Here is a 24,674-nt window from a genome sequence, read left to right as displayed (position 1 = left end):
GAACAGCACCGCAGGTCGCACGATACAGGTAGATGCAATCACCTGTATAGAAGTGCGCTCTTAGCTTCGCTAAGAGAATTATATTTCCGTTTCACCACATATTTTTTTGAGTGCTACAAGTGAAAAAGTGTCTTTAATCAAATGTTTTATTTCTCTTGCATTTGATTGAGTAACTGCACCTTTCTTTATTTTGTCGAACAACTCTCTGTCTTCGATATCATAATCTTTCTTTAACCTTTCTATTTCCCTCTCCGCAATTTTTTCTTTTGCCATATCTGGCAAATCAGCAAATTTAATAATTGAGTCAAAACGGTTATATATAGGCAACCCCAGATGTTCTTTTATCTCATCAATTGTTTTGTAATTTGAGGTACACACAATAATTGCCTTATTTACTACCACTTTGTAATTATGATCTTCATAAATCCCCTCATCAAATAATTGATAAAATGCACTATGAAATACAGATAAAGCTTTATCAAACTCATCAAACAGCAATACATTTGTTTCTCTAGCCAAAAGATCTTGTGCAAAGCTTTTCTCGTTATATCTTCCACCAAAAATGTAATTGGCTGACTCATTATTCTGATACATGGAGAACTGTTTTCTTAATAATTTTCCACCCATCAATTCTGCCATATACTGTGCGGATTCCGTCTTTCCAAGCCCTGAATCTCCATATAATAATATTACAACAGGCTTACTCTGCTTACCATCTACCAAAGGATATATTGCCTGAAGCAATTTCTTTTTTGCTCTTTCCTGGCCAATTACTCTTTCACTATATTGGCTGTTAAATGTTTGTATCATTTCCTTTGAAACTTCCAAATATGGCTGTTGCGTTTCATGAATAATACTTTTATCAAATGTTCGATATATCTGCTCTCGAATATTTTTCGGTGGATTTTGAATGTACATATTTGTTATGGACATTTGGAAAATAAAATTTATAAAGTTTATAATAACATGTTCTTGAACACTACAATACTCGTCTGCATGAATAATAAAATCTTGAACTCTTGGTTTCTTCTTTTTCTTAGACTTTGGTTCTGGCTGCCCTGGAATGTTAACAAACACATCCATTTTTTTATTACCATCATCAAGTTTCGCTGCCATTTCACTAAGATTTCTTGCACTTTTCGGAACAATCTTTTCAAAAGCAGAATCAGATCCTACAAAAATTTCAATCTTCTTCACGTACCACACCTGCCAATACTATATCATAAACATCTAATTCTTTTTCTCTTTCATCAGCAGACTTTTCTCCCTCAACAATTTCTTCTGCTGTAGTCTTTTTTTCTACTGGTTGAAACTCAAACTCTTTATCAATTGATAAATGATTTTCTCCACAGGTTCCAACCTTTATTCCAAAATATGTCAATTTCATTTTACTTAAATCGACAAGGTTATAATTATTTTTAAATGCTTTAAGGTTAAATCTCAATACGCTTTTCCGCTCTTTCTCTGTCTTTAACAACATATCATAATAACCTCGTTCACCTAATATTGCCTCATTTAATTTTTCCATATCTATTGGCATTTCTTCTTTAGGCACAATAGTCAAATACGAACTGACCATTTTATACAATGTTACAGAATTTTCCGGAGCATAAACACCACTATTCTCGAATTTTTTTACATGTTCATCTTCCGATGCTGCCTGTATATAATCTGTAAGCAACGTATTTTTTATTGTTTTGTCAAAAGCGCTAGTCAGCTCAGCGGAAGCACTGGCATCAACCTTTCCCTGAAATGTTGCTTTAATATAATTCAAAATATTAAAGCCACTTTTGGCCTGAGCTTCAATTTCAGCAACTATTTTAGCTATTTTTTCTTTATTTTCCTGCGTTGACCAATCAAGCCGTCCTCCATTGGTAACATCAACATAATCCTGTGCAGCAGCTTCATCAAAATATACTATTTTTAGAAACTCTGTTTTCTCAATGTTATTATTTTTCAACTTTTCTGCTCCTTACTATTTCTGTTCCTCGCACAATTTCTGATACCTTTGCATCAGTTCTGCAACACAGGCAGCTTCGCTTTTATAGGCTTCACTGCCTTTTGTGAATCCGTATGCCTGCATGACTGCCATATCATTCTGGCGATGTGCTTTTCGCAGTTCCGGTGGCATGGTCAGTTCATCATAAAGATCTGCAAGGCTGCTATCCGGATATAATGCTCTGGCATCAAGGATTGCCTGTGCAGTCTGTTCGATTTTTTGCCGTTGCTGAGCGGTCGGCTCTGGCCATGGAAATGTATTATATACCACATTACTTGCATAACTATAATCGCTCTTTAATCTGCCACAAACTGTTCGCATCCACGCCATATGAACATTCGATGTCAATACACCAAAATGATACAGAGAAATGTCCGGTATCAAAAACAATTTACTTCCAGCAATAACATCAGCATCGATTACTTCCATCGGAATATATCTTCGATTTTGTGAAGATACTTTCGGTAATGCTAACGCCGGATTTATTCTGTCTTCGCTATAATATCGGAGTCGAACTGGAAATGTCGGCTTGTCAGCATAATGATTAGTATCAGGACTTGGACAACTTAATCGAAATTCACGAACGTTCTTTACACGTTCCATAATTTTAGGATATTTTTTTAACTCCGATGGCAATATATCTTTCAGCCAAAGGCAATATCTCGATTTTCTCGCAATAAAATCTTTTCCCATCATATAAGGATGTATATATTTTTCCGCCTGCGGCTCATTTTGTAGAAATATATTTTTTTCATCTTCCGTCATAACATAGTTTCCATCGTCTTTCATCTCACAGCCAATATACATTTTAGGTACATCAGAAATTGGCGTTTTTCTACTTACAATGAAAACATTATCCGCATCAACAAGATATGGATTTATATTTTTTGCTAATGTCATTCTTCCATCAGAGAATATTTTCTTTACATTTCCACCCACCTGGCTAAATCCGACTATTACACAATGTACATGTGCCTTTAAACTAGCTTCGCTATCCCACTGAAAAGTTCTATGTGCAAAATCAATTTTCACACCTGCTTTAAAAAGCGGTTCCCATAAATTTGCAACTTGTTCACCCTGACATATTGAATTGGTAGAAACATAGGCACAATGTATCAACGTATTATTAATAAAATCTGCGGCTTTCTTATACCAGCAAGAAACGTAGTCCAAGGTTCCATAGTTTTTCCAATCTGATAAAACTAATTTTGCATCCTTTTTCTGCTCAGTGTTCATATTTTTAGTTCCTACAAATGGTGGGTTACCCATGATATAAGTCCTACACCGAGCAGGTCAGCGGCAGGAAGTCCCCAAATCTTTTCTTTGAATGTATCCTTTGGTATAACGGTTACTGCGTCCGGTTTCTTCATATCCGAGCCGAGCTTCGCAAATATCTTATTAAAGGAAACACCCACAGAAATCGTCAAGCCGAGTTCAAACTTCATCGTTTCACGAATTTCATTTGCCACCTTTTCCGGCGAACCGAAAAGGCTTTCTGTCCCGCTAATATCCAGCCAACACTCGTCCATACCATACGGTTCAACTTGGTCGGTATATCGCTCATAAACGCTTCTCGCAAGCTTTGAGTATTTGATATACTCCTCATAATGGGGCGGCACTACAACCAAGTCCTTGCACTTCTGTTTAGCCTGCCATACTGCGTCCCCGGTTTTCACATCAAAAGCCTTTGCTTTGTAGTTCTTTGCAAGCACGATACCGTGTCGTTCCTCCACAGAGCCGCAGACAGCAATCGGATATTTCTTCAATGCGGGGTCGAGCATACATTCGACGCTGGCATAGAAGTTATTCATATCACAATGAAGTATGCTTCGTAACATTTTTAGAACCCCCTTGACATTTTGGGTAGTTTGGTGTACACTATGTGTAGTTCAACTTCCCAATTCATATTATATACACTTCAACTGTACTTGTCAAGAGCAAATGGGTAGTTCAACTGTAAATATTCTTTTAAGGAGTGAAATCACAATGACATTCGGTGAAAAAGTCAAGGCTGAAAGAACAAAGCTTGGTATGAGTCAAGATGAGTTGGCAGCTAAAATCGGCGTAACCCGACGCATAATTGGTTCTTATGAAAATGATAAATCCCGTCCGAGAGGAATGGAAAGATATAAGAAGCTGGCAGAATCCTTAAATGTAAATGTGAATTATCTGCTGTCTGAGGACGACGCTTTCATCGCCGATGTAGAGGATAAGTACGGACGCAGAGGAGCAAGACAGGCTCAGGAGTTGCTTGCAGAAGTTACCGGTCTGTTTGCCGGCGGCGAAATGGCTGACGAGGATATGCGTGAAATGGTTGACGCCATTCAGGAAGCCTATCTTATTGCAAAGAAAAACAATAAAAAATACACCCCGAAGAAATACCGCAAAGACGAGTAATCCTCGAAGTGAACTAAGTCCAATATATGGGACATATAATAGTTTATAATTTATTATAGGGTTAATATCCGATATACTATAATATGGGAGGTGAGCCGGATTGGGGTATTACACTACGGCTGAGATTGTGAAAATCGTAAACAAGCTCATTGACCGCTGCGGTACTCGTGACCCATACAAGGTCGCAAAAGAGCTTGGTATCAATATAATCTACCGAAATTTTGACAAGCAGCGTGGAGCATATAAAGTTATTCTGAAGAACCGCTTTGTTTTTCTTAAAAACGGTATGCACCCGGTCGTGGAGCAGATAGTGCTATGGCACGAAATCGGACACGATGTTCTCCACAGGCAAGAAGCGGTTGCTGTCGGCGGGTTCAAAGAGTTCAACATCTTTGATATGAGAGAGAACCGTATGGAGTATGAAGCAAATATCTTCGCTTCTCAGGCTTCGCTCCCGGACGACACCATTTTGGAATACATTGAAAACGGCTATGACATTCAGCAGATTGCACGGGCAATGTGTTCTGACATAAACCTGATTGCTCTGAAAGTGGATACGCTGATTGCACAGGGCTATCAACTTCGCAAACAGGAACACCAAAACGATTTTCTTAAATACAATCACAAAATGTAAGACCGTCAAGTCTCGAATGTTGAGATTTGACGGTCTTTTCGTTATTTATTACATTTTTCTTTATAATCTTCGCCCCAACTCCACATAGCGTCGAGAATAGGTTTCAAGCTTTGTCCCAATTCTGTCAGAGAGTATTCTACTCTCGGCGGAACTTCAGCATACACTTTTCGATTAACGAGTCCGTTTTCTTCCATATCACGAAGCTGAGCAGTCAAAACCTTTTGAGAAACGCTGCCGATTGATTTTTTTAATTCACCGAAACGCTTTGTACCCGGCAGTAATGCTCATGTACGGTAAAGAAGCAAGCAACCGAAAACAATAGATAGACCGCCAGCACTACACTATTCCGAACCAAAGACCAAAAGATAAGCATTTTGAGAAAATCTAAACTTTTGGATTTTCCTACAATGCCGACTACGGCGGAATCCCTCCCACTCCTTATATATTTCTTTCTGTATACATTGAATTTGTATTTAGTAAAATGCAGACAACACCACGGATCGGCTTTTGGCTGGACAATTCCAACCAAACACCGCAGCAGACAGTAGAAACCATTCTGAACGTTAGGAAGCCGGTATGATTGTTACATATAAGGGGAAGAAAAATTTCTTTTAGATACTTGTTTTCCTAAAACTGATGTGATATAATTGTGATATAATAATTCAATTCCAGAAAAGGAGTAAAAAATATGCGGCAAGGTATTCTTAAATAAAACTATAATCAAATAGTGGGAACAAAGGATTATGATAGTCCCTTTTGTAGGGGCTTAGTTTTTTGTACCCAATTTAAGAATACTTTTGCCTTATCAATTTTGACATATCCCCAAAAACAGCACTCACAAACAGGTGTATGCTGTATATGTGTATGTCCGCAAATTATCATCCCCAGTGGTAAAAGTATTTTACTGCTGGGGATTTTTATGCCCTTCGGGGCAGTAAAGGGAGGACAATCACATGAAAATAATCAATATTGGAATTCTTGCCCATGTAGACGCTGGAAAGACGACCTTGACGGAGAGCCTGCTATATGCCAGCGGAGCCATTTCAGAACCGGGGAGCGTCGAAAAAGGGACAACGAGGACGGACACCATGTTTTTGGAGCGGCAGCGTGGGATTACCATTCAAGCGGCAGTCACTTCCTTCCAGTGGCACAGATGTAAAGTCAACATTGTGGATACGCCCGGCCACATGGATTTTTTGGCGGAGGTGTACCGCTCTTTGGCTGTTTTAGATGGGGCCATCTTGGTGATCTCCGCTAAAGATGGCGTGCAGGCCCAGACCCGTATTCTGTTCCATGCCCTGCGGAAAATGAACATTCCCACCGTTATCTTTATCAACAAGATCGACCAGGCTGGCGTTGATTTGCAGAGCGTGGTTCAGTCTGTTCGGGATAAGCTCTCCGCCGATATTATCATCAAGCAGACGGTGTCGCTGTCCCCGGAAATAGTCCTGGAGGAAAATACCGACATAGAAGCATGGGATGCGGTCATCGAAAATAACGATAAATTATTGGAAAAGTATATCGCAGGAGAACCAATCAGCCGGGAAAAACTTGTGCGGGAGGAACAGCGGCGGGTTCAAGACGCCTCCCTGTTCCCGGTCTATTATGGCAGCGCCAAAAAGGGCCTTGGCATTCAACCGTTGATGGATGCGGTGACAGGGCTGTTCCAACCGATTGGGGAACAGGGGAGCGCCGCCCTATGCGGCAGCGTTTTCAAGGTGGAGTATACAGATTGCGGCCAGCGGCGTGTCTATCTACGGCTATACAGCGGAACGCTGCGTCTGCGGGATACGGTGGCCCTGGCCGGGAGAGAAAAGCTGAAAATCACAGAGATGCGTATTCCATCCAAAGGGGAAATTGTTCGGACAGACACCGCTTATCCGGGTGAAATTGTTATCCTTCCCAGCGACAGCGTGAGATTAAACGATATATTGGGGGACAAAACCCAACTTCCTCGTGAAATGTGGAGTGATGTTCCCTTCCCTATGCTGCGGACGACGATTACGCCAAAAACGGCAGAGCAAAGAGACCGGTTGCTGGACGCTCTTACGCAACTTGCGGATACTGACCCGCTTTTGCGCTGCGAGGTGGATTCCATCACCCATGAGATCATTCTTTCTTTTTTGGGCCGGGTGCAGTTGGAGGTTGTTTCCGCTTTGCTGACGGAAAAATACAAGATTGAAACAGCAGTGAAGGAACCCACCGTCATTTATATGGAGCGGCCGCTCAAAGCAGCCAGCCACACCATCCATATCGAGGTGCCGCCCAACCCGTTTTGGGCATCCATCGGACTGTCTGTTACACCACTCCCGCTTGGCTCCGGTGTACAATACGAGAGCCGGGTTTCGCTGGGATACTTGAACCAGAGTTTTCAAAACGCTGTCAGGGATGGTATCCGTTACGGGCTGGAGCAGGGCTTGTTCGGCTGGAACGTAACGGACTGTAAGATTTGCTTTGAATACGGGCTTTATTACAGTCCGGTCAGCACGCCGGCGGACTTCCGCTCATTGGCCCCGATTGTATTGGAACAGGCATTGAAGGAATCAGGGACGCAACTGCTGGAACCTTATCTCTCCTTCACCCTCTATGCGCCCCGGGAATATCTTTCCAGGGCTTATCATGATGCACCGAAATACTGTGCCACCATCGAAACGGTCCAGGTAAAAAAGGATGAAGTTGTCTTTACTGGCGAGATTCCCGCCCGCTGTATACAGGCATACCGTACTGATCTGGCCTTTTACACCAACGGGCAGAGCGTATGCCTTACAGAACTGAAAGGGTATCAGGCCGCTGTCGGCAAGCCAGTCATCCAGCCCCGTCGTCCAAACAGCCGTTTGGATAAGGTGCGCCATATGTTCAGTAAGATTCCTTGATACGCCACAGCAAGGATGGTTATTGCATTTCCCTGCCTTTCGTGGTAAAATGTAGTTGTAAACCACCAGAGAAAACAACAACCCTGCTACCCCCCGTTATCACCACCGATAACAATTTGATAACAGCCCATCGTATAGGGCTGGATAATATGGACACATCAAATAATCAAAAAAATGAGGTATCAAATTTATGAAGCAAAATCCGTTAAATATGATGCCCAACAACGATTTTGAATAATGTACTTGATGGCTACTCAAACGAGCAGCCATCTTTTTTTAATATGCCGGAATACCGTATCCGTAGATAACTGAGCTACCAACCGTGTATGTTTTGGTTCTGCAAGTGTCGCCTGAGTTGCCCTCAACGGTATAGACTGTACCGTTCTCGCATTTCTGAACGATACCGGTGTGGTCTGTCACACCGTCGCCCTCCCAGTCAAAGAAGATGATTGTACCGGGCGAAGGTTCATACGAACCGTCTGCCCATTGTCCTCGGTCTCTGAACCATTGAACGCCGTTTACACAGCCGGCAAACTTCGGAATAATACCGGCGTCGATATATCCGCACTCGTTGGCACACCAAGAAACGAAGCAGGCACACCACTCTACACGGGAGTCAAATCCGTACCAAGACCAGTAAGGCTGACCGCCTACATTACCTACCTGAGACAGAGCAACCGTTACGATTTGGTCGTCGCTGTATCCGATACCGTAAAGCACCTGAGACCATAGTTTATTGTTTTCGTCCTTTAGCAGCTCGGCAAGATACTCTTTCTGCTCCTGATTAAAGCCGTACATAGCCGCCATTTCATCAACGGTCTTGTGCGATACCGTGATATACAGGAAAGTTTCTGTTACTGTGGTTTCGGTCTGTACGATGTTGCCGTGTCCGTCGTCGCTTTCTTCGATTTCGGTGTGGGTTTTCGATTCCGTTCTGGAAGAAATATCGTTCATCTCCCAAAAAATATCCGACAGTAGCTGCTTCTTGGTTTCATCAACCGTAGCAACCTCCATCGGATTATCGGGGTCGGTATTTACTTTAACGGAATAGACCGCAAGAACTTCTTTCCACACAGCTCTGCTTCCGCTCATTTCAAGCACATCATAGCTTACAGAGTTCTTTTCTTGTTCCAATCGGTCATCATATTCTTGATTGATTTCCTGAACGACTGTCTGCATTGACATTCCTGTGCCGGAATCCTCTCCTGAAAAGAAGATACCGAACACAGAACCCGCAATCAGAGCTACAAGGCATAGAACAATAATTACTACCACCGCAACCCAGCCGCCGGCAGCGATAGCGGCAATAAGACCTTTTACCGCCGCTATGATTGCTTTTACTGCGGCAACGGTGGCTTTGGCTGCGGCTTTAATCGTAGAGGCTGTTGCTTTGGCGGTAGCTTTTGCCGCCTGTGCCGCTTTCTGCGAAGCCTTAACTGTCGCCTGAGCTGTTTTCTGTGCCGCCTTCGCCGCTTGCTGACTTGTTTTTATCGCTGTCTTTGCAGTCTGTTCAGCCGTCTTAACTGATTTCTGTGCGGTTTTGGTTGCTTCTTTTCCGGCAAACTTAATGGTTTTCTTTCCGGAGGAAGTGACAGACTGCTTTATGGTCTTTTCCGCCTTATCGACAGTCTTAATCGCAGAGCTTGTGTTATGCGAAGCCTGTTTTCGTAAAGACTGCTCGGCTCGCTGTTGCTTGAAACGCTGAATACCGTCCTTTGCGGTGCGGATATTTTCTTTTGTGGTTTCAAGTCCCTTTCGTCCCGCCTTGTCAAACGCATAGGCACCATCGTGAACTACCTCGTCAATACCGCTTTCCAGCTTATCGGAAGCGTATTCCTCGGCAGAACTGCTGTTGGCATTTACCGACCGCTCCGCCTTTTCTTTGGTTGCGATATACGCCTGCTTCATTCGTTGGGTTGCAACGGCAGCCTTATCTATGGTTCGTATTGTACCTTTTGCATTGTCTTTCGTTTTAATATCAGCCATACAATCCCTCCTTCCTATGCAGGCTGAACCACCTATTGCGTTATTCGTTAATGAGTTTTGCCACTACAACAAGTCTGCCGTTTGTCCGGGAATACTCACAGGTGGAAAGGGTCAGGAGCTTGTCGCCGTATTCGGCGGTTACGCCCGTATCGTAAAGCGACAGTTCCTTGCACCTCTCAACATAGGCTGTGAAATCATCGTCGGTTTCCGCATTGATGAACTGATAGTATTTGAAGCTTTCAGGACTGTCCGTATAAACCACGGTTTTGAATACGGCAATTACTTCATAGGTCTGTCTGTCGGTCAGTGTATCAAAGGATACTGTTTTGTGCTTTTCCCAAAAACTCTTGTCCTTGAATTTCATAAGACCGGCGAACATAGAGCCGTCGTTCATATGATGACCGTAGATAATGATATTGTCGCTTGGCAGTTCCATATCGCAGTTTTCCTGAACATAAGGACATCCGTAGTCGGTGTATGCCTTATCAAAGCCGTGCTTCAGATAGAAGTTCGGGTTATCCTTTGACTGCATAACCGGATAATTGATTTTTGTGTCCTCAACCTTAATCCAGCCGACCATATCGTTGTTTTGCAGATAAAGCTCCTGATACTCCGGGATAAAAGTCTTTTCTTCGGAGTAGTTCATCGGCTCTTGGGTTTCTTCAGGCTCGGTCTCCACAACCTCAATCAGATTGTCGTACATCTCCGCCTGCCTTGCAGAGTCGTAATAGTGCTTGATGAGAAAACCTGAACTGACGGCAAATACAATGCTGAAAGCACAGATTATGGCAATATAGATTTTGTTTTTCATAGGTGTTTCCTTTCTCATTTACAGAATAGGGCAAGGGTTATGCACCCTCGCCCGGTTTGGTTGTCATCAGCTTATACAGCTTCGTATTCTTCGGGAATTTGTTTGCAAACGGCACAAGCGAACTGCCGACCTTAATCAGTCCGTGTCCTGCGTCAACATTCGTGATATACGAAAGCTGGAGGTCGGAAATGTTAAGGAGCTTGGCAAGCTCAATTCTGTCGGTTGACGCCTGATTGAGCATAATCAAAAACTCGCTGTTTGCAAGCATAGTTCTTGCCGTATGGCTCTGCAAAAGGTCGTCCACATTCTGTGTAATACCGGTGGCATAAGCTCCGTACTTTCTTACACGCTTCCAAAGGGTAAAGAGGAAGTTTGCACTGTACTCGTGCTGGAAAAGGAGGTAGATTTCATCAATGAAGATGAAAGTCTGCTTACCCTTAGCACGGTTCTGTGTGATACGGTTTAGGATAGAGTCGAGGACAACAAGCATACCGATAGGCATAAGCTGCTTGCCGAGGTCAAGAATGTCATAACAGATAAGTCGGTTATCCGTATCAACATTGGTCGGCTTTGCAAAAGTATTCAAAGAACCGTGTGTAAACAGCTCGATAGCAAGGGCGATTTCCTTTGCTTCCGGCTCGTCCTGTTTCAAAAGTTCCGCACGGAAGTCCTGCAAAGTAGGAACAGTACCGGTATATCCTCTCTGCTGATAGTCTCGGTAAACGCTCGCCGTACAACGGTCGATGATAGATTTCTGCTTTGCTCCGAGGTTTGTGCCGCCGATAAGCTGTTCGCAAAGGGACATAATGAACTCGGATTTCAGGATAACCGGATTTGCTCCGTCGCCGTATTCCTTGTTCATATCCATTGCATTGATATGGCTCGGAGAAGTAGCGGAAATATTGATGATTTCGCCGCCGAGAGCCTTTACAAGCTGCGAATACTCTCGCTCGGGGTCGATGATAATAACATCTGCATTGGAGGAAAGAATGATGTTTTCAATCTCTCCCTTTGCCGCAAAGGATTTACCGCCGCCGGATACGCCGAGAATAAAAGAGTTGCCGTTGAGTAGCTGTCTGCGGTCGGCAATAATCATATTTTTACTGATGACATTCTGACCGTAGTAAATTCCGTTTTCGTGGTAAATGTCCTGAACTCTGAATGGGATAAATACCGCAAGGCTTTCTGTGGTAAGGGTTCTGAATGCGTCAATCTTGCGTGTTCCGAACGGCATAGCCGTATTCAGTCCGTCCATCTGCTGATACTTGAGAACGGCAAACTGGCACAAATGCTTTCTTGCAGTCGTAAGCAAAGCTTCGGTGTCGTTATCAAGCTGTTCTTTGGAGTCCGCAGTATGAACCATAGTGAGTACAGCGAACATCATTCGCTGATCACGAGTGGTGAGGTCATCAAGGAACTCCTTCATTTCCTTTTTCTGCTGTTCCATATCATACGGAACGGTGGCGGAAAAGTTGTTGTTCTGATTCTGCTTTCTCTGCCAGTTGGTAATGTTCGTCTCAACACCGAGCAGTCTGCTCTCTGCTTCTCTCACCGCTTCGTCGGTCGGAACGGGTACAATGTCAATGGACATCATCAGGTTGCGGTTCAGGTCGGTAAGCTCGGCTACCATACTGTCCTTGATATAGGAAGCGTACTCACGAAGAAAAAGGACTCTCCCGTAACGGTTTCCCATTTTGAAGTAGTCCTTTTCAAATTCCATTGTATCCGGGCAAACATAATCCTTGAAATCGTGTCCCTTTTTTCTCGTTTCCTTAATATTGAAGTGGTAGGCGGTTTCCTCACCGACACGGAAGAAATCGTGGACAATTCTCAGCCTCTCATCGGTTTCAAGCTCCACACATTTGCTTCCGAGTCTTGCAAAGTGGGCAATAAGGTCAGCACCGACACGGGCAAAATAGGTTCTTGCGTCCTCCACGCTCTTTTTGTTAATGGAGATAGTAACATACTTATCCTGAACGATTGCATTTGCACCGGTCGCCTTGTCGAGAAGCATTTTGTTATATTCCTCTCGGTAAACATCAAGCTCATCGCCGGTTTCGGGGATAAGAATGGTTTTCTCAAAATCCAAACGGTTAAGCCGTCTGTTATTGATGGTCAGCTTTGTAGTAGCTCCGCTGTCAAGAGAGTTGAGAAGCTCGGAATATTCAAGGAACATCGCTTCCTTATCCTCACGGCTCGCTACGGCATAGTTAATATCCGTGAACTTGAAGCTCTTGCGTGACGGATTTCATCAGAGCAGACGCAGGTGTCCGCAAGGCAAATTACATTGCTGTTTTTCTTTCCTCCGTAATACACACAATATTTGCAGTCGCAGTCGGCAGGCGTATAGCCCTGCCATCTATCGTTATTTTTCTTATTTTTCTTCATCAGAGAACCTCCCGTTATAAGCCCATCATTTCACGGATAATTCGGTCGCTCATCTTAACCGCACCGACAAGCACAAGCATATTGAATACCAGTTCTCCGATATATGCCCATACCTGAGTAACGGCTGCTGCGTCAGGGTTCACTACCGGCGGCGTAGAAGCAAATAGGGAGAATATGATACAAGCAAGTACAATTACTGCTCCCTCAAGCAAAACGGCACAGTAGCTCTTTATAAAGCTCTTACCCACATTCTGCGACGGTTCTCCGGCAAAAGTGGAAAGCGGTATCGGAGCGAGAGCCGTGTACATATACAGCTTGAAAAATCGTCCGTACACCGTCATTATCATAATGAACGACAAGACTGTTATAAAAAGTCCGCCGATAAGAGTAACCGCCCACAATGGGATACTTTCAAAAAATCCGCAGCTTTCAATGGTTGTTACCATTTCAGCAGGTAAGGTTGTTTGATTTGGCGTACCGAACCCAGCAGATGTCATAATGGTTGAAATCGTACCTTGTACGATGTCGAACAGGGCAAGCATAAGCTCCAGCCCGTAGGTAATCACACCTTTGGCAATGGCAAAGCGGATAAACAGCTTTAATGCGTGTTCCGGTTTCTTTACATCGGTAAAGCTTCCGCAGGTGCGAACCACACCGACAACAAAAAACAGAACAAGCAGGGCAAGACCGATAGCCTGAACCGCCCCGTTGATATTCACCATTACAGACCAAATACTGCCGCCTTTGAACTGTTGCGGCGAAGTGGTTAAGAGCTGCCATATTTCCGACAGCTTGCTGTTCCAAGTTTCAAGGGCATTTTCGAGGTTCTGAACTACCCAGTTATCGCTCATCTGTTTGCACCTCCTTTAAGATTAGGGGCATACCTGAAATGCCAGGTATGCCCCGTTTGATAACTGTGTTCTATTAACCGGTAATAAGGGTCAGGATTTCCTTTGCAAAGGTAATGATGATACCGCCTGCAAGAGTCAAAAAACCGTTGGCTCTCTGAGACGGGTCGTGAGACTTCAAAGAGAGACCGACCTGAACGATACCGAAGCCAAGCAGGATAAGACCGATGGCACGGATAAGTCCGAAGATGAAATCAGACAGGTTGTTGACCACGGCAATCGGGTCGCTGGCGGCAAAAGCGGTAACGCTCATGCCGCAGACAAGAGTTGCTGCTGCGACTACGCCGCAGTAAGCACGGAAGCCTTTCTGAGCCTTGCCGGTCATAGGCAGCTTCTGAGTGGTTTTCTTTTCGTTGTTCTTCTTAAAAATGTTCATTGTGTTTTCCTCCGTTAATATAAGTTTTTATTTACTTCAAAATCCTCATCGGACAGAAGCTCGTAATTGGTTTCTCCGTAGCTTTCCTCCGGAAGTTCTTCCGGGTCAATAGAAAGAACGGAAATTGATGAGTGCTTGATGGTAACTTCACCGTGCTTATAGGCAGAAGCCTTTCCATCGGTTGTAAGTGCCACATTCGGGTGCTTCAAGATGTCATACTTGAAGTCCATAACGGGGCGTTCTCCACGAATAAACAGAATTGCATATTGGTTATCAAGCATACGAACCTCATCGGGGGTAAGAAGCTCTCGACCGCTAATCTGATAATTGGTGGAGTAGTTGCCGCTTCGCCCGGTACTTTTTGCAGAACCGCTTGACCTTGTGCAGAAGCTCGGTACTTTGGTGTGATTCTGAACGCTTGTTACCATACTGTTGTAGTAAGACAAGATTTTACTGCGGAGTGGGTGTGCGGAGCTTACACATTCAAGCACGGCATTGTACCCGCCGGTAGAAACGTGATTAAAGCCTGCGTCTCTTTCGCCGACAATCGTTTCCCAAATCAAAATCTGAGTGGCATAAGCGTGGGCGATACAGTTTGCGTCGCTTTCATTCTGCGACTTCCAGCTTGTCGAAATTCCTCCACGGTAGCCGTACTGCAAGATACGACCGATAAGCAGGCGAATATCATCGCCGGAAATCGTACCGTTCGGACTGATGTTGCTGAAGAAGTTCTCGTCCTTTTCGGTGAGAGTATCTCCAGTCCGCTGACCTGTACCCGGCTCGATACAGTAGGCGATATTGCCCGAATACGAACCCATTGCACGAAGTCCCGTATATTTCGTGGACAAGCCTCTCCAACCGTTCATATAGTTGAGATTGCCGTGTCCCCATTCGCCGTTGTTATTGGTATCTCCGCTTCGGGGATAATCGACGAGGTACACATCGGCTTTTTCGCCTACGGCTGCAAAGGCTGTCGTTGCCCCAATGCCCATAAAAGCAGTAAGGCTCATAACCGCCGCCAACATAAGCGAGACGGCTTTCTTGAATTTTGTTTTAACCATTGCGTTTTCCTCCTTGAAATGCAAAAACGCACCGATTTTACTCAGTGCGTCCTCTTAGAATTTATTTTGTTTTAACAGTAGCCGATATAGATGTTGTACTCCGTATCGGATAGCTTTTCTGTCCATATCCACACAGCGGTAAAACCCTCGCTGTTCTTGTATCGGTTAAGCCTGCTTTCAATATCAGATTTGATACCGCTACGGTTAGGATTTGCGGATATGGGATTGTCCCAACATTCTGTCGCCGTGCTGTCAAGAGAAAGCCCTATGCTTACCGCATACTCTTTTGCGTAACTCACATAAGGGCTGACATCAAATGTCTGCTTAGGCGGCTCTGTCGGTTTCGGTTCTGCCGGCTTCTCCGTCGGTTTTTCAACCGGCTTTTGTTCGGCAGTTGTCTGTTCTTTTGGCTGCTCCGGTTGTTTTTCGGTTTCAGCCTGCGTGGTTGTCTGCTTTGGTGGCTCTGCCTTTGGCTTTTCAGTTACAGGAGTTTCAGCCGTTTTATCTTCCGCCGGTTTTGTCTGAACCGTCGTAACCGTCTGACTCTCAGCGGTTGATTGGCTTTCTTCTGCCGTAATCGGTGTTTCTTCCTGAACTGCCGTGCTTTCCGGTTCTTCTGCCGTATCTTCCTGAGAATTTGTTTCGGTATTACCAGCCGGAAAAGAAGTCTCTGTTTTCGTAATCTCCTGTGCAGCTTCTTTGGCTGTGTTACCGGTACAACCTACGAGGAAAATCATCAGGCAGGCAAGAACACAAGGAATCAGCCTGTTTTTCATATCCATCGCTCCTTTCTGCCTTAATCGTAATCAAAACCGGTCAAAACATCAAAGGTGCGATTGGCTGAACTTTTTATCGTAGCAGACATTTTGCTTTTGCTCTAAATGTGCGAACCCTTATATAGACAGCTATATGTTATTGAGATAGATATACTCAAGGGAGATAGAGTATATTTTTCAGCAGGTTAATAGCCGGTATATATAGGGGTTAGAGTGTGAGAAAGGGGGAAGGCTATCGGCTGTCACGGTCGGCTCTGCTTCGCAGAAACTTGTTGTAATGCTCCAATGCCTTGCACACAAAATCCTCCGTTTGGCTTATGGGAATGTTCTTCGGGATAAGCTGTCGAACCCTGTCGCCCCTCAAAACAATTTTCTCCCTTTGGTTTGGTTTTTCCTCCGACATAATCGCTTGGATTGCTTCGGTTGTGAGCTTGCCCTCCTCAAAGAACTTTCGCATACGGATTGTTTGGTCGTGGGACGGGGTTGCATCGTTCAGGTCGATTTCATCAACCACATCACGCTGACTGTCCTCATCGAGAAAGGACAATTCAACCGCCGGTCGCATTTTAATTCGTCCCTCGTCAACATAATCCAAAAGTTCGGGAACAAGGTTTGTAAGGCGAATATATCGCTGAATTTGCGTTTGGCTTTCGCCACTTTGAGTTGCAAGTTCTTCCCTTGAAAAATTTTGTCCCACTGGGACTAAATTATCTTTGCTCGGTCTGCCCGCTTGCCTTTTCATCGCTTCCAAACGCATTTTGTAGGCATAGGCTTTTTCCGAGGGAAGTATCTGCGACCTTTGATAGTTGCTCTCAACCATTAAAATCGTGGCTTCGTCTCGGTTCAGGTCAACGACTTCACAGCGGAGCGTATCAAACCCGGCAAGCTCACAAGCTCGCTTTCGTCTGTGTCCTGAAATGAGTTCGTATCTGCCGTCCTCTTTTTGCCTTACCGTTGCCGGAGTGATTACCCCTCGTTCCTTGATACTCTCTATGAGCTGTGCCATATCCTCGTCATCACGCACCTTAAAAGGGTGGTCGGGGAAATCGTCAATCTCAGTCAAGGGAATATCTCGGATTTTGGAAAGCTTTTCTTCATCTCTCTGTTCCTGCGTTGAGAATAAGTCATCGAGCTTCGTGAGAGTGAAGTCGCTCTTTCTTCCTGCCATCGGCTAACACCTCCTTTGTAAATTCGGTGTACGCCTTTGACACCGTACTGTTGGGTTCATAGGCAAAAATGCTCTTGCCTTTGGAAGAAGTCTCTGCGGCTTTTACGGCAATCGGGATATATGTTCGATACATCTTAATTTGATTACCGAAGTTCTCTCTCAGAGCTTCTACCGTGCTTTTGGCGAGGTTGGTACGGCTATCCACCAAAGTGAGAAGCATACCGTCAATCTTCAAACTCGGATTGATACGCTTCTTTACTCGTGAAATGGTCTGAACAAGCTGCGTCATACCCTTAGCCGGTAAATACTGAGCCTGAACAGGAATTATTACGCTGTCTGCCGCAGATAGAGCATTGATTGTTACCATTCCGAGGGAAGGCATACAATCTATAAGGATATAGTCGTATTTGTCCTTCACTTCGCTGAGATAGTTTCTCAATGCCGTCTCTCTGCTCATTGCGTTTACAAGGTTAAATTCCATCGCAGAAAGCTCAAGGTTTGCCGGAACAAGGTCAACACCTTCGTCGTGGTGCAGAATACCGACCGTAGGGTCATTCATCGTTTCGTTTATGACATCTGTGAGTTTTGTTGCAAGCGTGATACCCAAGTTATCCATATCCTGCCAACCGAGACAAGTGGTTAAGTCGCCCTGTGGGTCTGCGTCTATGAGCAACACTTTCTTTCCCTGCATTGCAAGACCGACGCCGAGGTTTACCGTAGTGGTCGTCTTTCCAACTCCGCCTTTTTGATTGCATATCGCAATCGTTTTGCAGTTCGACACTTTGTGCGTCCTCCTTTCGTAAAATTCATAGCCATCGCAGTATGGCTATGTACTTGACCGGCTCATTTCCTAACCGGTCGGGCAATATTTGTTCTCAACACCCCTTGCCGAGCATAAAGCTCACGGGAAGTCACTAAGAAACAGGTTGCTAATCTGTATCATAGGAATTTCACCTCTGCCGGGTACTCCGCCAGCTCCGTAGAGAAGTATCATTATCCTTCTGACTGTCATCGCCGTAACAGGGGCAACCTGTTACTTATACCGGGAGTTCTCGCTGTTCTGCAATGCAGAAGTCACGGCGTACCCGATAAGGTGGCTAAAATCATCAGAATTAAAGTCTTAGTGAATGATTTATTCAGTTGTCAAAATACAAGTGAATGGGCTGACCTTTTCGTGGTTCGGAATTAACCCCTTCACTCATTTGGACAAAGGGGGTCAAAATGCACACCCAAAATCACCCCTTTTTCAAAAATTTCTTGAAAATATTTTTTTAGAAACAAAAAAGCCGCCTATTTCCCTCGTAATTGAGGTCAATAGACGGCGGGTAGAAATATTCATAATTTTGGTGTATAATAGGAAATTAAGAGAAAGACAAATTTGAATTTGACGGAGAGATAGTATGGCTATTATTAAAAACGAAATACCGATTTTGGAGTTTGATACAGAGCAGACAGCAGTTCTTAATCCCACTCATGAAAATCTTGGTTTGAACTTACCCAAGAAATGTGTGTTCGCATTTCTTGGTGCTTACATAGATGAATATGCCAGTAAAAGTGATACCAAACAGGTATCCACTTTTGAGAGTGCAACGAAGCATTATCCCATTTACATCACCAAATACAAGGGTGAGGACATTGTGCTTTGTCAAGCACCCGTTGGTGCGGCAGCAGCCACACAGATACTTGATTGGCTGATTGGTTATGGTGTAAGAGAGGTAATCTCGGCAGGTAGTTGCGGTGCTCTGGAAAAGTTCCCCGAAAGTACATTCCTCGTACCAAACAAGGCTCTGCGTGATGAGGGAACATCTTATCACTATGCGCCCCCTTCTCGATTTGTGGAAATCAGCGAGAAGGCAAGAAAAGCAATTGAAGAAACCATTCTTGAGCATAGTATGAAATATCAGGAGGTTATAACCTGGTCAACGGATGGATTTTTCCGTGAAACCAAAGAAAAGGTGGCTTATCGCAAAAGTGAAGGCTGTGCAGTTGTAGAAATGGAATGTTCTGCTCTGGCGGCCTGTGCTGATTTCAGAGGGGCAACCTGGGGTATGATACTTTATACCGCAGACAGTCTTGCAGATGTTGACAAATACGACGAAAGAAACTGGGGCGGTAATGCATACGAATATGCACTTACGCTCTGCCTTGATGCGGTTATCAAATTATAAGAACAGTTAGAATCAATCTTTTTTTTGTGATATAATTTTATTGAGGTGAATGAAATGAGGACTGAAAAAGAAATATACGATTTAGTTTTGAATTTTGCTTTTCAAGATGAGAGAATTAGAATTGTAACTCTTGAGGGGTCTCGCACTAATGTTAATATACCAAAAGACAATCTTCAAGATTATGATATTACTTTTTTTGTTATAGATATGGGAGAATTTTTGAAAAGCGATGACTGGCTTAGTGTTTTTGGTAACAGAATTATGATGCAAAAACCTGAAGATATGGAATTATTTCCTCCAGAAGAAAAAGGATTTTCTTATATAATGCTTTTTGATGATGGTGTAAAGATTGATTTAACTTTGTTACCTGTTTCAATGCTTGAGGAGTATCTTACTCGCGATAAACTTGTAAAAATCATGTTAGATAAAGATAATATGATTAAAACAGAAATAGTTCCCACAGATGAAGATTATTACATTAAGTGTCCAACAGAAAGAAAGTTTGATGACTGTTGTAACGAATTTTGGAATGTTGCAACATATGTATCCAAGGGCTTACTTCGTGGTGAAATACTATTTGCAATAGACCATATGAATGAAGTATTACGTCATGAGCTTCTTAGGATGATTAGTTGGTATGTCGGTACTGAAAAAGGATTTAATTTCAGTTTGGGTAAAAACTATAAATTTTTAGATAAGCATATTTCAAAAGAATTGTGGGATAACTTACTAAATACATATTCAATGAGTTCGTATGAAGAAATGTGGAAATCGTTTGATTTGTGTCTATGTTTGTTCAAAAAAATATCTAAAAAAGTGGCAGATTCACTTGGTTATAATTATCCTGATTATGATGAAAACGTTACAAAATATTTGGAAACACAAAAGAGAATTTCAAATAAATATCTTTATGGTAATAGGTATTGACAAATTCTTTAGGTTAGAATCGATGATGGGGTAAACGAAAAAGCAGTTTTGACATTCCAGTGAACTGCCCCTTCGTTTACTCCATTTTCGATTTGACCTAATTGAACAAAGTGAGCGTCCGGGTAGTTGCTACCTATGGACTTTCAATCTTTTGTTCTTATCCATAATTATACAGGATTTCCTGTGCAGACGCTACAGAAATCAAGTGTTTTCAGATAAATAGGTACAACAATAAAACCTCAGGATTTTGAGGCTTAAAAAACATATAACGAAAGTGTATTTTAACACCTTTGCGGCATTCGAAGTTGGGGCTTCCCAAGATGTCCGCCGCAGGATTTACATACACAGATGTTTATCCCGTATAGCTGTTTCAATATTTCCGGCATCTCTTTATCCCTGAGCTTTGAAAGATATTTTTTACATCCAAGGAGATTCCGGCATAAAGTGAGTTTTTTGTGTTTGCTGCGGGAACATAGAAGTCCGTAATGCCGGATCCTGACAAAACGTCTGGGTGGCACATGCATCAGAAAACGCCGTATAAATTCAATGCCGGAAATGGTCAGTTCCTTCCATTGTCCTTCTTTCCGGTAATCCTTAACGGAAAAAGTAACATTTTCATCATCCATATGGATGATGCGGTGATTGCTGATAGCGATCCTATGGGTATACTTTCCAAGGTAATCAATCACAGATTGTGCACCGTTAAAAGTTTTCTTACAGTAAGGAACCCATTCTGCGTCATAACAGGAATCTATAAGTTCTTTGAATTCATAATGATTACGGTATTTTTCTGCTGTTCCATGAAACTCAAGCTGATCTGTATTCCAGAGATTTTTCAGTTCATCCATATATTTCCCACGAAAGACTTTGGAGATAGCCCATATGGGGAGAAAAAACTCCGTACCATTGTCTTTCCACTCATTTTTCGGTGTCAGGCCGCCGCCAAGCAGTATCGTATGGATATGGGGATGAAAATTCATTTCTGAGCCCCATGTATGCAGGATGCAGATATAACCAACAGAAGCCCCGAGGTGCTTTGGGTCGGATGTCAGTTCCTGAATAGTAGCGGAAGCCGCATGATACAGCGTGTCATATAACAGTTTCTGGTTACTGTAAATGACCGGATTCAGAATGTCAGGGACTGTAAACACCAGATGGAAATAAGGTGCATCAAGTACATCTTCTCTGCGAGCATCCATCCACATTTCCTTTGGAATAGCCTGACACATGGGACAACAGCGGTTACGACAGGAATTATAATGAATCTGGACAGCACCACAGTCTTCACATACACTGATATTTGCACCATAGGCTCCTGTTTTGCAGTTCAGGATGTTCCGGACAGCTTTTGCCTGTTCCGGGGATGGAGAATACTTTTCAAGGTATGCTGGATAAAAACGTCGGAAAATATCCTGGACGGTGGGTTTATTCATAGCCAGCACCTTCTTTCCTGTCAAAAGGGCTTTGAATGCCCATGAGGGATTTGTTGCTGACATGAAGATAAACTTCCGTAGATTTCGGGTCACGGTGTCCAAGCAGCGCCTGAATGTTCTGCCGTTCTACGCCCTGTTCCATCAGATGGGTTGCAAAGCTATGGCGGAGACAGTGCGGGGTTACCGCCTTTGAAAGTTCAGCATCAGCCACTGCCCGTCGCATTACCTGTTCCAGAGTACTGACAGTCAGGTAATTACCGGTAAATTTATTTGGAAACAGGATGCCACGAGGACGTCCTTTCTCAAACCAGTATTGTGTAAGGATATCCAGACAACGTCTGGACAGAATAGTATAGCGGTCCATCCGGTTTTTCGTATCCCGGACATGGATCTGCATATTAGAACGGGAAATGTCATCATAGTGAAGGTGGATTACTTCAGAAACTCTCATGCCGGAGGAATACATGACTGCGAACATAGCCTTATATTTGATATCATCAACAGCATCTAACAGGCGGTCGATTTCAGAGGCGGTCAATATAGTCGGAAGCTTATGTTCCAGAATCATACGTGGAACTGTGATATCATCCCAAAGGATATGCAGGACATTCCGATAGAAAAAACGGATGGCAGAATTATAAAGATTCAGAGTTGTGGCTTTCAGTCCTTCCTCTTTTTTCGCAAGCAAAAAAGTCCTGACATCCTGACAGGTAAGCTCTTCAGGATTCTTATTCTGATATTTCAGAAAGTAAGAAACATAGTTTTTATAGCAGCTGATGGAACGTTCTTTGAGGTTACGGATTTTTCCGGCTTCCTCAAGCTGTTCTAAATATTTTTCATACATAATAAAATCCTCCATATAAAATCAGTAGTTATCCGAAACACTGCTTTATATGGAGGTGCATTGGGGTCATAAAACCGCTTGCCAACCAAGCGGAAGGGTGGTATTCTTTTCATAGGCAGTGGGAAGGTCAATCCTGTTTGATTGTTTCGTTGTGGTGACTTAACAATACTACTTTTAGGACTTACTTTCCACTGTTTTGTTATAGGAAAAAGAAAATCGCTATGCCACAGCCTTGGCAGGCCATCGCGCAGCGATTTTGTTCAATTCCAATTTGTCGAACTTACTCTAAATTAGCAAAGACCGCTTACATCGTGTAGGCGGTCTCTTTTCGTGTTCAGATATATTTGATTTTGAGCTTTCTTTTCTTGGTTGAAAGCACCTTGCAGAGAACATCGTCAACTCCGTCGGTGTATCTGCCTTGTGAAATCAGACTGTTCTTTAAGCGGATAAGTGTTTGTATTACTCTGCTATATTCGTCATCATTAAGATAGATATGGAACTTTTCTTCTCTCACAGTCGCTTCCTCCATTCATTGAATTTTGCTCTGATTACCGAAACATCTGCTTCGACATCAGAATAAATAAAGATATGTACGCTTTTGAAAACTGCTTTTACTCTGTCGGCATACTCCGCTTCCGTTTCGGTTGTCTTAAAAGGGAGTTTTACGAGTTTTATATTTCGTTGCTTGAATAAGTGGCTTTTGAGAACCTCCATATGTTCTGAGCCGTTCGTAAATTCTATCGCCAGCTTTTCTGACGGAATGTATGTTTCAAGAGGTATTCCCAATAGTTTATCCGAACCGAGCTGTACCTTTAGTCCTTTTTGATTGGCGTAATAGGCGACAGCCAAGCCGGGGAACACGGAGCGATATTCGTTTTCGCACACAGTGCATTTTTCTCCGATAATTGTTCTGTCGCTGATTTTTGCTTTCCAAGAGTGTCCAAGTGAACATTTCCACCACACACTTTTCATTGACTTTCTTGACACTTGTGTCGGGAGCAGAGAGTTTTTTTCGTAATCCCATTCAGCAAGCAGTTTCCTGTCCGTTGTGGCTAAATCATTGTATCCTGCAAGAACCGCCCTGTCCGCACAAACCGGGCATACTGTTCCTTTTACACGAGCATTGATAACGGACTTCCACTCATTGCCACAGGTCTTACACTTCCACCAAACATTGTGTCTTGATTTTGCGTTTACCTCATCAGGCATTAGGGGATAATTTCTTTCTGACCACTCAGCCGCAAGGTCAGGGTGCGTAGTCGCCAAGTCATTAAAACCTTTGAGCAATGTATATCCGCTACAATACGGACATCTGCTCCCACCGGAACGGGTTGAAATAAGAGTGTACCACTCGTTTCCGCAATCTTTGCATTTCCACCAAGCCTTACTGTTTGCAAAGGCTGTTACCATTGTAGGCAGCAACGGAAGATTTCTGTCAGACCATTCAGCAGCAATATCGGGATACTGTGAAGCAAGGTCATTGAATCCGGCAAGGACTTTATTATGTGAGCAGTATGGACAGCCTGTGCCGTTTACCGTTCTGCTTTTAACGCTTGCTTCCCATTCGTGTCCGTGTTTACATTTCCAAATAATCTTCTTATGAGAAGCGACAGATACCTCGGTAGGCTTTAATTTGTTCTTTTTAGACCACTCCTGAGCCAACAGGGGCTTCAATGTGGCTAAATCATTGATACCCTCTATTACTCTCGCTCCTGAGCATATCGGGCATTTCTCGCCCTTTGAACGAGCTTTGACGCTCGTTTCCCACTCGTGTCCGCAAGCACCTTTCCACCACACTCTTTTATTTGAACCGAAGGTTATCTTATCCGGCGTTAGCGGTAAGTTCTTCTCTGACCATTCAGGAATAAGTTCCGGATGAACGCTTGCTAAACTGCCCGTCATAGTACAACCACCCCTTCCTTTGT

22 protein-coding genes and 2 pseudogenes are annotated in these 24,674 nt (G+C 43.5%); 5 read left to right on the top strand and 19 right to left on the bottom strand.

The window, feature by feature from the left end; all coding sequences use genetic code 11:
• Window positions 1–78: 78 nt before the first annotated feature.
• From G593_RS0105875 to G593_RS0105860, 4 genes are read right to left on the bottom strand one after another with little or no spacing between them, the layout of a single operon-like run.
• The gene (locus tag G593_RS0105875) at window positions 79–1,197 is read right to left on the bottom strand and encodes an AAA family ATPase (protein ID WP_029731085.1); all 1,119 of its coding nucleotides are present in this window, start codon (window positions 1,195–1,197) and stop codon (window positions 79–81) included.
• The gene (locus G593_RS0105870; protein WP_029731084.1) at window positions 1,184–1,960 is read right to left on the bottom strand and encodes a DUF6414 family protein; all 777 of its coding nucleotides are present in this window, start codon (window positions 1,958–1,960) and stop codon (window positions 1,184–1,186) included. The genes G593_RS0105875 and G593_RS0105870 overlap by 14 nt, the downstream gene beginning before the upstream one ends.
• A 15-nt stretch (window positions 1,961–1,975) precedes the next feature.
• Window positions 1,976–3,268 carry a type IIL restriction-modification enzyme MmeI gene (locus tag G593_RS0105865; protein ID WP_081646496.1) on the bottom strand — a complete coding sequence of 431 codons (1,293 nt, stop codon included), beginning with the start codon at window positions 3,266–3,268 and terminating at the stop codon, window positions 1,976–1,978.
• Complete coding sequence (locus G593_RS0105860; protein ID WP_029731082.1) at window positions 3,247–3,837, bottom strand: DNA polymerase Y family protein; 591 nt, start codon at window positions 3,835–3,837, stop codon at window positions 3,247–3,249. The genes G593_RS0105865 and G593_RS0105860 overlap by 22 nt, the downstream gene beginning before the upstream one ends.
• Before the next feature lie 148 nt (window positions 3,838–3,985).
• Between G593_RS0105860 and G593_RS0105855 the strand changes: the two genes are divergently transcribed.
• Together G593_RS0105855 and G593_RS0105850 are read left to right on the top strand one after the other, a co-directional pair.
• Window positions 3,986–4,396 (top strand): helix-turn-helix domain-containing protein, encoded by a 411-nt coding sequence (locus G593_RS0105855; RefSeq protein ID WP_003525181.1) that lies wholly within the window; start codon window positions 3,986–3,988, stop codon window positions 4,394–4,396.
• 100 nt (window positions 4,397–4,496) lie between these two features.
• The gene (locus tag G593_RS0105850; RefSeq protein WP_024532699.1) at window positions 4,497–5,030 is read left to right on the top strand and encodes an ImmA/IrrE family metallo-endopeptidase; all 534 of its coding nucleotides are present in this window, start codon (window positions 4,497–4,499) and stop codon (window positions 5,028–5,030) included.
• A gap of 41 nt (window positions 5,031–5,071) precedes the next feature.
• Here G593_RS0105850 and G593_RS21425 read toward each other — a convergent pair.
• Window positions 5,072–5,311 (bottom strand): annotated as a pseudogene (locus G593_RS21425) (winged helix-turn-helix transcriptional regulator); the annotation flags it as partial.
• Between the two features lie 672 nt (window positions 5,312–5,983).
• Between G593_RS21425 and tet(W/N/W) the strand changes: the two are divergent.
• Window positions 5,984–7,903: a tetracycline resistance ribosomal protection protein Tet(W/N/W) gene (gene tet(W/N/W) / locus G593_RS0105845; RefSeq protein ID WP_029731081.1), complete on the top strand. Its 1,920-nt coding sequence runs from the start codon at window positions 5,984–5,986 to the stop codon at window positions 7,901–7,903.
• Between the two features lie 276 nt (window positions 7,904–8,179).
• On the opposite strand, the gene G593_RS0105840 is transcribed toward tet(W/N/W), so the two are convergent.
• The 10 genes and pseudogenes from G593_RS0105840 to G593_RS0105800 all read right to left on the bottom strand — a co-directional run bounded on the left by G593_RS0105840 (window position 8,180) and on the right by G593_RS0105800 (window position 18,158).
• On the bottom strand, window positions 8,180–9,889 hold the full coding sequence (locus G593_RS0105840; RefSeq protein ID WP_029731080.1) for a CHAP domain-containing protein: 1,710 nt from the start codon (window positions 9,887–9,889) through the stop codon (window positions 8,180–8,182).
• A gap of 40 nt (window positions 9,890–9,929) precedes the next feature.
• Window positions 9,930–10,700: a class B sortase gene (gene srtB, locus G593_RS0105835; protein ID WP_029731079.1), complete on the bottom strand. Its 771-nt coding sequence runs from the start codon at window positions 10,698–10,700 to the stop codon at window positions 9,930–9,932.
• Between the two features lie 37 nt (window positions 10,701–10,737).
• Window positions 10,738–12,948 (bottom strand): annotated as a pseudogene (locus tag G593_RS18385) (VirB4-like conjugal transfer ATPase, CD1110 family); the annotation flags it as partial.
• A complete protein-coding gene (locus G593_RS20060; protein ID WP_155961782.1) occupies window positions 12,900–13,088 on the bottom strand; it encodes a hypothetical protein in 189 nt (62 codons plus the stop codon). The gene G593_RS20060 and the pseudogene G593_RS18385, both read right to left, overlap by 49 nt.
• Before the next feature lie 14 nt (window positions 13,089–13,102).
• Window positions 13,103–13,939: a hypothetical protein gene (locus tag G593_RS0105825; RefSeq protein ID WP_003525214.1), complete on the bottom strand. Its 837-nt coding sequence runs from the start codon at window positions 13,937–13,939 to the stop codon at window positions 13,103–13,105.
• Between the two features lie 73 nt (window positions 13,940–14,012).
• On the bottom strand, window positions 14,013–14,372 hold the full coding sequence (locus tag G593_RS0105820) for a glutamyl-tRNA amidotransferase (protein ID WP_029731078.1): 360 nt from the start codon (window positions 14,370–14,372) through the stop codon (window positions 14,013–14,015).
• 14 nt (window positions 14,373–14,386) lie between these two features.
• Entirely contained in the window at window positions 14,387–15,433 is a 1,047-nt protein-coding gene (locus G593_RS0105815) for a thioester domain-containing protein (protein ID WP_029731077.1), read from the bottom strand.
• A gap of 71 nt (window positions 15,434–15,504) precedes the next feature.
• Window positions 15,505–16,209, bottom strand: a complete 705-nt coding sequence (locus G593_RS0105810; RefSeq protein WP_029731075.1) for a hypothetical protein — start codon at window positions 16,207–16,209, stop codon at window positions 15,505–15,507.
• A 232-nt stretch (window positions 16,210–16,441) separates the two neighbouring features.
• The gene (locus G593_RS0105805) at window positions 16,442–17,377 is read right to left on the bottom strand and encodes a ParB/RepB/Spo0J family partition protein (protein ID WP_029731074.1); all 936 of its coding nucleotides are present in this window, start codon (window positions 17,375–17,377) and stop codon (window positions 16,442–16,444) included.
• On the bottom strand, window positions 17,334–18,158 hold the full coding sequence (locus tag G593_RS0105800) for a ParA family protein (protein WP_029731073.1): 825 nt from the start codon (window positions 18,156–18,158) through the stop codon (window positions 17,334–17,336). Before G593_RS0105800 ends, G593_RS0105805 begins: the two co-directional genes overlap by 44 nt.
• 619 nt (window positions 18,159–18,777) lie before the next feature.
• Between G593_RS0105800 and G593_RS0105790 the strand changes: the two genes are divergently transcribed.
• Together G593_RS0105790 and ant(6) are read left to right on the top strand one after the other, a co-directional pair.
• Window positions 18,778–19,545: a nucleoside phosphorylase gene (locus tag G593_RS0105790; protein WP_002582179.1), complete on the top strand. Its 768-nt coding sequence runs from the start codon at window positions 18,778–18,780 to the stop codon at window positions 19,543–19,545.
• A 54-nt stretch (window positions 19,546–19,599) separates the two neighbouring features.
• Window positions 19,600–20,472: an aminoglycoside 6-adenylyltransferase gene (gene ant(6) / locus G593_RS0105785; protein WP_002582178.1), complete on the top strand. Its 873-nt coding sequence runs from the start codon at window positions 19,600–19,602 to the stop codon at window positions 20,470–20,472.
• A gap of 281 nt (window positions 20,473–20,753) precedes the next feature.
• On the opposite strand, the gene G593_RS0105780 is transcribed toward ant(6), so the two are convergent.
• From G593_RS0105780 to G593_RS0105765, 4 genes are all read right to left on the bottom strand, one after another.
• Window positions 20,754–21,905 (bottom strand): IS91 family transposase, encoded by a 1,152-nt coding sequence (locus G593_RS0105780; protein ID WP_029731071.1) that lies wholly within the window; start codon window positions 21,903–21,905, stop codon window positions 20,754–20,756.
• Window positions 21,898–22,749 carry a tyrosine-type recombinase/integrase gene (locus tag G593_RS0105775; protein WP_029731070.1) on the bottom strand — a complete coding sequence of 284 codons (852 nt, stop codon included), beginning with the start codon at window positions 22,747–22,749 and terminating at the stop codon, window positions 21,898–21,900. The genes G593_RS0105780 and G593_RS0105775 overlap by 8 nt, the downstream gene beginning before the upstream one ends.
• A gap of 334 nt (window positions 22,750–23,083) precedes the next feature.
• Entirely contained in the window at window positions 23,084–23,263 is a 180-nt protein-coding gene (locus G593_RS0105770) for a hypothetical protein (RefSeq protein WP_029731069.1), read from the bottom strand.
• Window positions 23,260–24,651, bottom strand: coding sequence for a zinc-ribbon domain-containing protein (locus G593_RS0105765; RefSeq protein ID WP_029731068.1), 1,392 nt, complete (start codon window positions 24,649–24,651; stop codon window positions 23,260–23,262). Before G593_RS0105765 ends, G593_RS0105770 begins: the two co-directional genes overlap by 4 nt.
• Window positions 24,652–24,674 lie beyond the last annotated feature (23 nt).

This window comes from Dorea sp. AGR2135, from assembly GCF_000420885.1.
GTDB lineage: Bacteria > Bacillota > Clostridia > Lachnospirales > Lachnospiraceae > Dorea > Dorea formicigenerans.
This window is presented reverse-complemented; position numbering and strand designations above follow the sequence as displayed.